Origin of the sequence: Pseudomonas uvaldensis (assembly GCF_021271205.1) — a bacterium.
Taxonomy (GTDB): domain Bacteria; phylum Pseudomonadota; class Gammaproteobacteria; order Pseudomonadales; family Pseudomonadaceae; genus Aquipseudomonas; species Aquipseudomonas uvaldensis.
In genome coordinates this window covers 327611-340744 of record NZ_JAIWKS010000001.1, presented here as the reverse complement: position 1 = coordinate 340744, position 13134 = coordinate 327611, and the positions used below count along the sequence as shown (strand labels likewise).

Here is a 13134-nt window from a genome sequence, read left to right as displayed (position 1 = left end):
TGCCTGTGTTGTCCGTTCCTTGGGGGACAACTTGCAAGCCGAATTTCAGGCAGGAACCCCCATGACCGACGCGTTCGAACTTCCCCGCACCCTGGCCCATGCCCTCCAGCGCCGCGCCGCCTTGACGCCGGACCGCGTGGCCTTGCGCTTCCTTGCCGACACGCCGGAACAGAGCGTGGTGCTGAGCTATCGCGATCTGGACCTGCGCGCCCGCACCATTGCCGCCGCCTTGCAGGCCGGGGCGACAGTCGGCGATCGCGCGGTGCTGCTGTTTCCCAGCGGCCCGGACTATGTCGCGGCGTTTTTCGGTTGCCTGTACGCCGGTGTGATCGCCGTGCCAGCCTATCCACCGGAGTCGGCCCGTCGTCATCACCAGGAACGCCTGCTGTCGATCATCGCCGACGCCGAGCCGCGCCTGTTGCTTACCAGCAGCGATCTGCGCGAAGCCTTGCAGGCCATCGAGTCCGCACCACCGTTGCTATGCGTCGACAGCCTCGACCCGGCACGTGCCGGACAGTGGGTCGCGCCGACCTTGCAGGACGATGACATTGCGTTCCTGCAATACACCTCCGGCTCCACTGCATTGCCCAAGGGCGTGCAGGTCAGTCACGGCAATCTGGTCGCCAATGAACTGTTGATCCGCCAGGGCTTCGGCATCGACCTGAATCCCGATGACGTTATCGTCAGTTGGCTGCCGCTGTATCACGACATGGGGTTGATCGGCGGCCTGCTGCAACCGATCTTCAGTGGCGTGCCATGCGTGTTGATGTCGCCGGCGTATTTCCTGGCCAGGCCGCTGCGTTGGTTGGAAGCGATCAGCGAATATGGCGGCACCATCAGCGGTGGCCCGGACTTCGCCTATCGGTTGTGCAGCGAGCGGGTCAGCGACTCGGCCTTGCAGCGCCTCGACCTGAGCAGCTGGCGGGTGGCTTATTCGGGCTCCGAGCCGATTCGGCTCGACACCCTGGAACGCTTCGCCGAGAAGTTTGCGCCGTGTGGTTTCACGTCGGATAACTTCATGGCGTCCTACGGCCTGGCGGAAGCCACTCTGTTTGTCGCCGGCACGCCCCGCAGCCACGGCATTCCTTCATTGCGCATAGACGACGCGGCACTGGCGCAAAACCGCGCCGAGCCGGGGCAGGGCAGCGCGGTGATGAGCTGCGGTATCGGCCAGCCCGGGCACGGGGTGCTGGTCGTCGAACCCAACACGCTGCAACCGTTGGGCGATCAACAGGTGGGCGAAGTCTGGGCCACCGGGCCGAGCATCGCCCACGGTTATTGGCGTAATCCCGAGGCCACGGCCAAGACCTTCGTCCAGCATGAAGGCCGCATCTGGCTGCGTACCGGCGACCTGGGGTTCTTCCATGGCGGCGAGCTGTTCATCACTGGCCGCCTGAAAGACATGCTGATCGTGCGCGGGCACAATCTCTATCCCCAGGACATCGAGCAGACCATCGAGCGAGAGGTGGAGGTGGTGCGCAAAGGCCGGGTGGCGGCATTTGCGGTAGACGACGGCGCGGAAGAAGGAATTGGCATTGCGGCGGAAATCAGCCGCAGCGTGCAGAAAATCCTGCCGCCCGAGGCGCTGATCAAGACGATCCGCCAGGTCGTGGCTGACGCCTGCCAGCAAGCGCCAAGCGTGGTAGTACTGCTCAATCCCGGTGCCTTGCCCAAGACCTCCAGCGGTAAGTTGCAACGCTCGGCGTGCCGCACCCGCCTGGCCGATGGCAGCCTGGACAGCTATGCGCAATTCCCGTCGATCGAGGCCGCGAGTGCCCATGCGGCGGAGTCGGCCTCGCCGTTGCAGGCGCAGATCGCCCTCGTCTGGCGCGAGCTGTTGCAGGTTGACGAAGTGCAGGGGGACGATCATTTTTTCCTGCTGGGGGGCAACTCCATCACCGCCACCCAGGTGGTTGCGCGGCTGCGCGAAACCCTGGGCGTCACGCTGGACCTGCGCCTGCTGTTCGAGGCCCCGACGTTCCACGCTTTCACGGCCGCCGTGGAGGGCCGACAACAGGACGGCAACCTGTCCCAGGACACGATCAGCCCGTTGTCGCGTCATGAGGCATTGCCCCAGTCCCTGGCCCAGAGCCGCTTGTGGATCACCTGGCAATTGGACCCGACGAGCAGCGCCTACAACATCCCTGGCGGATTGCACCTGCGCGGGGAGTTGGACGAAAGCGCTTTGCGGGCCAGCTTCCAGCAACTGGTCGAGCGCCACGAGTCCCTGCGCACGCGGTTCCTGGAGCGCGATGGCGTGGCTTTGCAACAGATCGACCCGGCCGCTGAATTCACCCTGCAACGGATCGACCTGAGTGATCTGCCGGCCGACCAGCGCGAAGCCCGGGCCGGGCAGATTCGGGAAGATGAAGCGATTGCGCCATTCGATCTGGAAAAAGGGCCACTGCTGCGGGTCACCTTGTTGTGCCTCGACGAAGACGATCACCAACTGCTGGTGACGATGCATCACATCATTGCCGATGGCTGGTCGATGAACGTGCTGGTCGATGAGTTTTCCCGGTTGTACGCCGCTGCGATCCAGGATCAGGTTGCCACGCTGGCGCCGTTGCCCTTGCAGTACGCCGACCATGGCTGTTGGCAACGCCAGTGGCTCGCCCAGGGTGAGGCCGAGCGCCAATTGGCGTACTGGAAACAGCAACTGGGCGATGAACACCCGGTCCTGGCCCTGAGTACGGATCATCCTCGCAGTGCCCAACGCCGTCGCAGCGCCGCCCGCTATAGCTTGCGCCTGGACAAGCGCGTGGGTGACGCCGTGCGCCAGGTGGCCCAGGCTCACGAGGCGACCTGCTTCATGCTGTTGCTGGCGGCCTTCCAGGCATTGCTGCAGCGCTATAGCGGCCAGGCGGATATCCGCGTCGGCGTGCCCAACGCCAACCGCCCACGCCTGGAAACCCAAGGGTTGATCGGCTTTTTCATCAATACCCAGGTGCTGCGCGGGCAGGTCGATTCGCGCCAGTCGTTCGCCGCGTTGCTGGCCCAGGCCCGGGAGGCCACGCTGGGCGCCCAGGCCCATCAGGACCTGCCTTTCGAACAATTGCTCGAAGCGTTCCCACAGGCTCGGGAACAAGGCCTGTTCCAGGTCATGTTCAACCATCAGCAACGGGACCTGGGTGCCCTGCGTCGCCTGCCGGGGCTGCTGGCCGATGAGTTGCCGTGGCACAGCCGTGAAGCCAAGTTCGACTTGCAGCTGCACAGCGAAGAGGATCGCAACGGGCGGCTGACGCTGTCGTTCGACTACGCCGACGAGCTGTTCGACGCCGCGACCATCGCGCGTCTTGCGGGACATTTCTGCAACCTGTTGCAAGCCGTCTGCGCCGATCCACGACAAGCCATTGGTGATGTGCCGCTGCTGACTGGCGAGGAACAGGCGCAACAGCAGCAATGGAGTGTTGCCCCGTGCACACCGGCGACGCAATGGCTGCCGGAATTGCTGAACGAACAGGCCCGGCGCACGCCGAGTCGCACCGCGCTGCTTTGGGACGGCGGCGAAATGACCTATGCCGATCTGCACACCCAGGCCAATCGCCTGGCGCATTATCTGCGGGACAAAGGCGTCGGCCCCGATGTGTGCGTGGCGATTGCCGCCGAGCGCTCGCCGCAGTTGCTCATCGGCGTACTGGCAATCATCAAGGCCGGGGGGGCCTACGTGCCGTTGGACGCAGACTATCCCGCCGAGCGCCTGGCCTACATGCTCCAGGACAGCAGCGTCGACTTGCTGCTGACCCAGACCGCGCTGCTCGAACGTTTGCCGGCCTGCGAGGGCGTCAGTGTAATCGCCCTGGATGCGCTGCACCTGGAGCAATGGCCGGGCAACCCGCCGGGCCTGCATCTGCAGGGCGATCACATGGCCTACGTGATCTACACCTCTGGTTCCACGGGCCAGCCCAAAGGCGTCGGCAACACCCACGCCGCCCTGGCCGAGCGCCTGCAATGGATGCAGGCCACCTATGGCCTGGATGAAGCCGATGTGTTGATGCAAAAGGCACCGATCAGCTTCGACGTGTCGGTGTGGGAGTGTTTCTGGCCGCTGATCACCGGCAGCCGGTTGGTGCTGGCCAGCCCCGGCGAACACCGCGATCCGCATCGTATTGCCCAACTGGTTCAGCAGTTCGGCGTGACCACGCTGCACTTCGTGCCGCCGTTGCTCAGCCTGTTTATCGATGAACCGTTGAGCGCTCGCTGCACCAGCCTGCGCCGGGTGTTTTCCGGTGGCGAAGCCTTGCCGGCCGAATTGCGCAACCGGGTGCTGGCGAAACTGCCGGCGGCGCAACTGCACAACCGATATGGCCCGACCGAAACGGCCATCAACGTCACCCATTGGCAATGCAGCGAGGCCGATGGCGAGCGCTCGCCTATCGGTCGTCCACTGGGCAACGTGGCGTGTCGTGTACTGGACAGCGAGCTCAATCCGGTACCGGCCGGTGTCGCGGGCGAACTGTGCATCGGTGGCCTGGGCCTGGCCCGAGGTTATCTCGGTCGGCCGGGTTTGAGTGCCGAGCGTTTTGTCCCGGATCCGCTGGGCGTGGCCGGTGCGCGCCTGTATCGCACCGGCGATCGGGCACGCTGGAGCGCCGACGGAGTGATCGAATACCTCGGCCGCCTCGATCAGCAGGTCAAGCTGCGGGGCTTTCGGGTCGAGCCGCAGGAAGTCGAAGCGCGATTGCTGGCCCAGGAGGGCGTTGCCCAAGCGGTCGTGCTGGTGCGCGATACTTCGGCCGGCCCGCAGTTGATCGGCTATTACACTGCACCGGATGTCACCGAGGCCCAGGATGACCTCGGCAACCGGCTCAAAGTGGCGCTGGCCGCCGAATTGCCGGAATACATGGTACCGGCCCAACTGATGCGCCTGGACGCCATGCCCCTGGGGCCAAGCGGCAAGCTGGACCGCCGGGCCTTGCCCGAACCACAGTGGCAAGGGCGCGAGCACGTCGAGCCGGTCAGCGCCCTGGAGCGTCAGCTCGCCGACATCTGGGGCGAAGTGCTGGGACTTTCCCGGATTGGCCTGCGGGACGATTTTTTCGCCCTTGGCGGCCATTCGTTGCTGGCGACCCAGATCATTTCCCGCACCCGTCAGGCCTGCAACGTCGAGTTGCCGCTACGGACGCTGTTCGAGGCCAGTGAGCTGGGGGCGTTTGCCGAACAGGTACGCTCGATCCAGGTCAGCGGCCAGACCAACCGCCAGCCGCCCATCGAGAAAGTCGACCGCAGCCAACCGGTGCCGCTGTCTTATTCCCAACAACGGATGTGGTTCCTCTGGCAGATGGAACCGGACAGCCCGGCTTATAACGTGGGCGGCATGGCGCGGTTGCGCGGCGTGCTGGACGTGGGGCGTTTCGAGGCGGCTTTGCAGGCGCTGGTCCTGCGCCACGAGACCCTGCGCACCACCTTCCCGAGCGTCGATGGCGTGCCCCGCCAACAAGTGCACGGCGAGACGGGCCTGCGTATGGACTGGAAAGATTTCTCGACGCTGGCTGCCGAGGTCAGCGAGCAACGGGTGCAGGCACTGGCCGACAGCGAGGCCCATCGGCCCTTTAATCTGGAAACCGGGCCGCTGCTGCGAGTTTGCCTGGTCAAGACCGGCGAGCAGGAGCATTACCTGGTGCTGACCCTGCACCACATCGTCACCGAAGGCTGGGCGATGGACATTTTCGCCCGGGAGCTGAGTGCGCTGTACGAGGCCTTCATCGACGACCGCGAGTCGCCCCTGGAGCCGCTGCCCGTGCAATACCTGGACTACAGCGTCTGGCAGCGCCAGTGGCTGGAATCCGGTGAGCGCCAACGGCAACTGGCCTACTGGACTGCGCAACTGGGCCATGAACATCCGCTGTTGGAATTGCCCAGTGACCGGCCGCGCCCGCCGGTGCAGAGCCATCGCGGCGAGCTGTTGCGTTTCGACCTCAGCGACGCTCTGGCCGCCAGGGTCCGCGCCTTCAACGCCCGACACGGCCTGACGTTGTTCATGACCATGACCGCCGCCCTGGCTGTGCTGCTTTATCGCTACAGCGGTCAGACCGACCTGCGCATCGGTGCGCCGGTGGCCAACCGTATCCGGCCGGAAAGCGAAGGGCTGATCGGTGCGTTCCTCAACACCCAGGTGCTGCGCTGCCAACTGGACGGGCAGATGTCGGTGGGCGAGCTGTTCGAGCAGGTGCGTCATACGGTGATCGAAGGCCAGTCCCACCAGGACCTACCGTTCGACCATCTGGTGGAGGCTCTGCAACCGCCGCGCAGCGCGGCCTACAACCCGCTGTTCCAAGTGATGTGCAACGTGCAGCGCTGGGAATTCCAACAGAGCCGCACATTGGCCGGGATGACGGTGGAGTATCTGGTCAACGATGCGCGGGCCACCAAGTTCGATCTCAACCTGGAGGTCACCGAGCTGGATCATCGCCTGGGTTGCTGCCTGACCTACAGCACCGACCTGTTCGATGAGCCACGCATCGCTCGCATGGCCGGGCATTGGCGCAACCTGCTGGAGGCGTTGCTGGACGATCCGACCCGGCGCCTGAGCGAACTGCCGCTGCTGGACGCCAGCGAGCGGCAACAACGGCTGCGCAGCCTCGGTGCTGAACCCGGCGCCCATCGCCTGGACCAGTGCCTGCACCCCCTGTTCAGCGAACAGGCCCAGGTCCGTCCCGAGGCACCGGCCCTGACCTTTGCCGGACAGACCCTGAGCTATGGCGAACTCGACAGGCGCGCCAATCGCTTGGCCTGGATGCTGCGTGAGCGCGGTGTCGGGCCCCAGGTTCGGGTGGGCCTGGCCTTGGAACGCTCGCTGGAGATGGTCATTGGCCTGTTGGCGATTCTCAAGGCCGGCGGTGCGTACGTGCCGCTGGACCCGGAGTACCCCTTGGACCGTTTGCACTACATGATCGAAGACAGCGGCGTCGGGTTGCTGCTCAGCGACGGGGCGATGTTCCAGGCCCTGGGCCCGTTGCCGGACGGCGTCGGGCGCTGGTGCCTGGAAGAGGACACGACGGCCCTGGCGCAATACCCGGAACAGGCGTTGCCATTGGTCAACCTGCCACAGCACCCGGCCTACCTGATCTACACCTCAGGCTCCACCGGCAAGCCCAAGGGTGTGGTGGTGTCCCATGGTGAAATCGCCATGCATTGCCGGGCGGTGATTCAGCGTTTCGGCATGCGCCCGGATGATTGCGAGCTGCATTTCTATTCCATCAATTTCGACGCCGCCACCGAGCGCCTGCTGGTGCCGCTGCTCAGCGGAGCCCAGGTGGTGCTGCGAGCCCAGGGACAATGGGACGCCCAGGATATCTGCGAATTGATCCGCAAACAGGGCGTGAATGTGCTCGGCTTCACGCCCAGCTACGGCAGCCAGCTCGCTCAATGGTTGGCGTCCCAGGGGCAAACGCTGCCCGTACGCATGTGCATCACGGGTGGTGAGGCCCTGACCGGAGAGCATCTGCAGCGCATTCGGGCAGCGTTCACCCCGGCACTGTTTTTCAACGCCTACGGGCCGACGGAAACCGTCGTCATGCCACTGGCGTGCCTGGCGCCCGAGCAGTTGGAGGAGGGCGCGGGCAGCGTGCCGATCGGCAGCGTGGTCGGCGCCCGGGTGGCCTATATCCTCGACGCCGATCTTGCCTTGGTGCCACAAGGGGCGACCGGCGAGCTGTATGTCGGTGGCGCCGGGCTGGCCCAGGGGTATCACCAGCGTCCGGGCATGACCGCCGAACGCTTTGTCGCCGACCCGTTCGGCACCGACGGTGGACGGCTCTACCGCACCGGCGACCTCGTGCGCCAGCGTGCCGATGGCCTGGTCGAATACCTGGGGCGCATCGACCATCAGGTGAAAATCCGCGGCTTCCGTATCGAACTGGGGGAAATCGAAACCCGCCTGCTGGAGCACGCGGCGGTGCGCGAGGCTGTGGTACTGGCGCTCGACATGCCGGGAGGCAAGCAGTTGGCTGCCTATCTGGTGACGGACGTCGCCGCACAAGAAGCCGACCAACAAGCGATCCTGCGCGAAGCCCTGAAGACCCATCTCAAGGCGCAACTGCCAGACTATATGGTGCCCACGCACCTGATCCTGCTGGCGAGCATGCCGCTGACCGCCAATGGCAAGCTCGACCGTCGCGCCTTGCCGGCGCCGGATCCAGAGCTCAATCGTCAACACTACGTGGCGCCGAGCAACGCCCTGGAGCAGATCCTGGCGACCATCTGGTGCGAAGTGCTGAACGTGGGGCAGGTCGGCCTCAACGACAACTTCTTCGAATTGGGCGGCGATTCGATCCTGTCCATCCAGGTCGTCAGCCGGGCCCGGCAGCAGGGTATTCACTTCACGCCTCGCGACTTGTTCCAGCACCAGACGGTGCAGACCCTGGCGGCTGTCGCCACCCGCAGCGAGCAGGTCAGCGCCGAACAGGGCCTGTTGAGCGGCGAGTCGGGATTGACGCCGATCCAGCATTGGTTCTTCGAGCGCCCCATCCCCCATCGACAGCATTGGAACCAGGCGCTGTTGCTGGAGCCGGCCACGACCCTGGATCCTCAGTCGCTGGAACAAGCGTTGCGGGCTGTTTTCCAGCAGCACGATGCCTTGCGCCTGGGCTTTGATGAAGCCGCCGGCCACTGGCGCGCCGAGCATCGACCGGTGTCGGATGCTGCGTTGTTGCAGTCGTTGTCCGTCGAGTCCCTGGAGCACTGCGAAGTTTTATTCGAGCAGGCCCAACGTAGCCTGGACCTGTCGGGTGGTCCGTTGCTCAGGGCGGTGCTGGTGCAGGTGCCCGACGGGCGGCAGCGCCTTTTGATCGTCATTCATCACCTGGTGGTCGACGCGGTGTCGTGGCGTGTGTTGATGGAGGATTTGCAAATCGTCTATCGCCAGATCAGCGCTGGGCAGGAGGCGCTGCTGCCAGCCAAGACCAGCCCGTTCCGTGACTGGGCGGCGCGTTTGCAGGCCTACGCCGGCAGTGAATCCCTGCGCGAGGAACTGGGCGGCTGGCAGGAGCGCCTGAGTGGTGCGGCTGTGGCATTGCCCTGCGCCCATCCTGACGGCGGTCTTCAAGAGCGTCACGGGCAAACTGTCAGCGTGCGCCTGGATGCCGAGCGCACGCGGCAATTGTTGCAACAGGCACCGAGCGCCTACCGCACCCAGGTCAACGATCTGTTGTTGACGGCACTGGCCCGGGCGCTGTGCCGCTGGAGCGGCCATGAGTCGGCTCTGGTCCAACTCGAAGGTCACGGTCGAGAGGCGCTGTTCGATGACCTCGACCTGACCCGCACCGTGGGTTGGTTCACCAGTGTCTATCCGGTGCGCCTGAGCCCATCGGGTGAAGATCTCGGCGCATCGATCAAGGCCATCAAGGAGCAACTGCGCGCCGTGCCCCACAAGGGCCTGGGGTACGGTGTGCTGCGCTACCTGGCCGACGCGGACACTCGCGAGGCGATGGCTGCCCTGCCGCAAGCGTCCATCACCTTCAACTACCTGGGACAGCTCGACCAGACCCTGGGCCACGACGCCTTGTTCCAACCGCTGGACGCACCGCTGGGGGCGATCCATGATCCCGATTCGCCGCTGCCTAACGAATTGAGTGTCGACAGTCAGGTCAGTGGTGGCGAATTGGTGCTGCGTTGGACATTCAGTGGCGAGCGCCACGACCGGCAGGCCATCGCCGCCCTGGCCGATGCCTACCTCGACCAACTGCACGCCCTGATCGCCCATTGCCTGACAGACGAGGCGGGCGGCCTGACGCCATCGGACTTCCCGCTGGCGAAATTGACCCAGGAGCAGCTCGACAGCCTGCCCGTACCGACGGCGCAGATCGAAGATGTCTACCCGCTGACCCCGATGCAGGAGGGTATGTTGCTACACACCCTGCTGGAGCCGGGCACGGGTCTGTACTACATGCAGGACCGCTACCGCATCGACAGCGATCTGGACCCCCAGCGTTTCGCCCAGGCCTGGCAGGCGGTCGTCGCCCGTCACGAAGCCTTGCGCGCCTCGTTCTGCTGGAACGTCGGCGAAGACATGCTGCAGATCATCCACAAGCCCGGCAACACGCCCGTGGATTATCTCGACTGGCGCGAAGTGCCCGAGGACCAGCAGGAAGAGAAGCTCCAGACGCTGCTCAAGCGCGAGCGCGAAGCCGGTTTCGATCTGCTGAGCCAGGCGCCGTTCCACCTGCGGCTGATCCGGGTCGGCGCGACGCGCTACTGGTTCATGATGAGCAACCACCACATCCTGATCGATGCATGGTGCCGTTCGCTGCTGATGGATGATTTCTTCGAGATCTACACCGCCCTTGGCGAACACCGTGAGCCTCGGCTGGCGATGCCGCCACGCTACCGCGACTACATCGGCTGGCTGCAACGTCAGAGCCTGGCGGAGGCCCGGCAGTGGTGGAAGCACAACCTGCAAGGCTTCGAACGGACCACGTCGATCCCCGGCGACCGGCCGTTCCTGCGCGAACACGCCGGTGACAGCGGCGGCATGGTCGTCGGCGATTGCTACACCCGACTCGACCCGCAGGACGGCGCGCGACTGCGAGAACTGGCCCAGGCCCACCAACTGACGGTCAACACCTTCGCCCAGGCGGCGTGGGCCCTGGTGCTGCGGCGGGTGAGCGGCGACCGGGACGTGCTGTTCGGGGTCACCGTGGCCGGACGCCCCGTGGAACTGCCACAGATGCAGCGCACCGTGGGGCTGTTCATCAACAGCGTCCCGTTGCGGGTGCGGATACCCGAGGAGCATCAGCGCCGCACGGTGCGCCAATGGTTGGGCGAACTGCTGGACAGCAATATGCGCCTGCGCGAGTACGAATATCTGCCGCTGGTGAGCATCCAGGAAGTCAGTGAGCTGCCCAAGGGCCAGCCGTTGTTCGACAGCCTGTTCGTGTTCGAAAACGCGCCAGTGGAGGTTTCGGTGCTGGACCGCGCCCGGAGCCTCAACGCCACGTCGGACTCCGGTCGCACCCACACCAACTTCCCGCTGACGGCGGTTTGTTATCCGGGGGATGACCTGGGCTTGCACCTGTCCTACGACCAGCGTTATTTCGATGAGCCAACCGTCCAGAGGCTGCTGGGTGAGTTCAAGCGCTTGCTGTTGGCCCTGATGGAGGGGGTGCACGGTGACATGGCCGCGCTGCCACTGGTGGGTGTCGAGGAACAGGATTTCCTGATCGAGGGTTGCAACCAGAGCGAGCGGGCATATCCACTGGAACGCAGTTACGTCGAGCTGTTCGAGGCCCGAGTCGCCGCCCATCCGCAACGCATCGTCGCCACGTGCCTGGACCAGCAGCACAGCTACGCCGGGTTGAACCTGTGCGGCAACCGCCTCGGCCATGCCTTGATCGCTGCCGGCGTGGGCCTCGATCAACCGGTGGCGCTGCTGGCCGAGCGGGGCCTGGATCTGCTGGGCATGATCATCGGCAGCTTCAAGGCCGGTGCCGGTTACCTGCCGTTGGATCCCGGCCTGCCAAACCAGCGCCTGGGGCGGATCCTGGCCATGAGCCGCACGCCGCTTTTGGTCTGCACCCAGGCCTGTCATGCCCAGGCCGTGGCGCTGCTCGACGAATTCCCCTGTTCCGAGCGGCCGAAGCTGCTGGTGTGGGAAGCCGTCCAGGCCAGCGATGTTTCGCCGCAGAACCCTGGTGTCTACAGTGGTCCGGACAACCTCGCCTATGTGATCTACACGTCTGGCTCCACAGGGCAGCCCAAAGGCGTGATGGTGGAGCAGCGGGGCATGCTCAATAACCAGCTCAGCAAGGTGCCTTATCTGGCGCTGAGCGAGTCCGACGTGATCGCCCAGACGGCCTCCCAGAGCTTTGACATTTCGGTCTGGCAGTTCCTCGCCGCGCCGTTGTTCGGCGCTCGGGTGGACATCGTGCCCAACGCTATCGCCCATGATCCGCAAGGGTTGCCGATGCATGTCCAGCGCCAGGCAATCACCGTGCTGGAAAGTGTGCCGTCGCTGATCCAGGGCATGCTGGCCCAGGAGCACGTCGGCATGGACGGCCTGCGCTGGATGTTGCCCACTGGCGAAGCGATGCCGCCGGAACTGGCCCGTCAATGGCTGTCGCGTTACCCGGACATCGGCTTGGTGAACGCCTACGGTCCGGCGGAGTGCTCCGATGACGTGGCGTTCTTTCGCGTCGACATGGCGTCGACCCGCGGCAGCTACTTGCCCATCGGCACGCCCACCGACAATAACCGTTTATACCTGCTCGACGGTGCGCTGGACCTGGTGCCGCTGGGGGCCGTGGGTGAGCTGTGCGTGGCCGGTACCGGCGTCGGGCGCGGTTACGTCGGCGATCCATTGCGCACCGCCCCGGTGTTCGTGCCGAACCCGTTCGGCGCGCCGGGGGAGCGGTTGTATCGTACCGGTGACCTGGCACGTCGGCGCAGCGATGGTGTGTTGGAGTACGTCGGGCGCATCGACCATCAGGTCAAGATCCGGGGCTACCGCATCGAACTGGGGGAAATCGAGGCGCGACTGCATGAGCAGCCGGAGCTGCGCGATGCCGCGGTGGGAGTACAGGAGGGTGTCAACGGCAAGTATCTGGTGGGCTACCTGGTTGCTTCGGATTCCATGTTGCAAGCGACCGAACGCCTGGAGCGCATCAAGCAGCGCCTGCGGGCGGAACTGCCGGAATACATGGTGCCGCTGCACTGGCTATGGCTTGAATGCCTGCCCCGCAATGCTAACGGCAAACTCGACCGCAACGCCTTGCCGGCCCTGGAGATCGGCCAGTCGCACAGCCAGGATTACCAGGCACCCCGTACCGGGCTGGAGCAGACCTTGGCGGATATCTGGGCACAGGTGCTGAAGGTCGAGCGAGTGGGTGTGCGGGATAATTTCTTCGAACTGGGGGGCCATTCGTTGCTGGCGACGCAAATTGCCTCACGAGTACAAAAGGTCCTGCAACGCAATGTACCGCTGCGGGCCATGTTCGAATGCAGCACCGTGGAGGAACTGGCCGCGTACATCGAAGGGCTGACGGCCGGTGAAATCACCGAGGAGAAAGTGGACCGGTTGAATGACTTGATGGCGGAGCTGGAGGGTATGTAGACAGCGGCTTTGAGAGCCTCATCGCGGGCAAGCCTTGCTCCCGCATGGCCTGTGTGCACAGATCCGTTTGTGTGCGCAGGTCCATT

General features: G+C 64.9%; 1 protein-coding gene. It reads left to right on the top strand.

What is annotated here, in order from left to right; translation table 11 throughout:
* The first annotated feature begins 61 nt into the window (after positions 1–61).
* Positions 62–13048 (top strand): non-ribosomal peptide synthetase, encoded by a 12987-nt coding sequence (locus LCU97_RS01545; RefSeq protein ID WP_232775407.1) that lies wholly within the window; start codon positions 62–64, stop codon positions 13046–13048.
* Positions 13049–13134: the final 86 nt, after the last annotated feature.

What these genes read in the sequence shown, in the direction of transcription:
- LCU97_RS01545 (WP_232775407.1), top strand. Translation starts at nt 62, where the DNA reads ATGACCGACGCGTTCGAACTTCCCCGCACCCTGGCCCATGCCCTCCAG.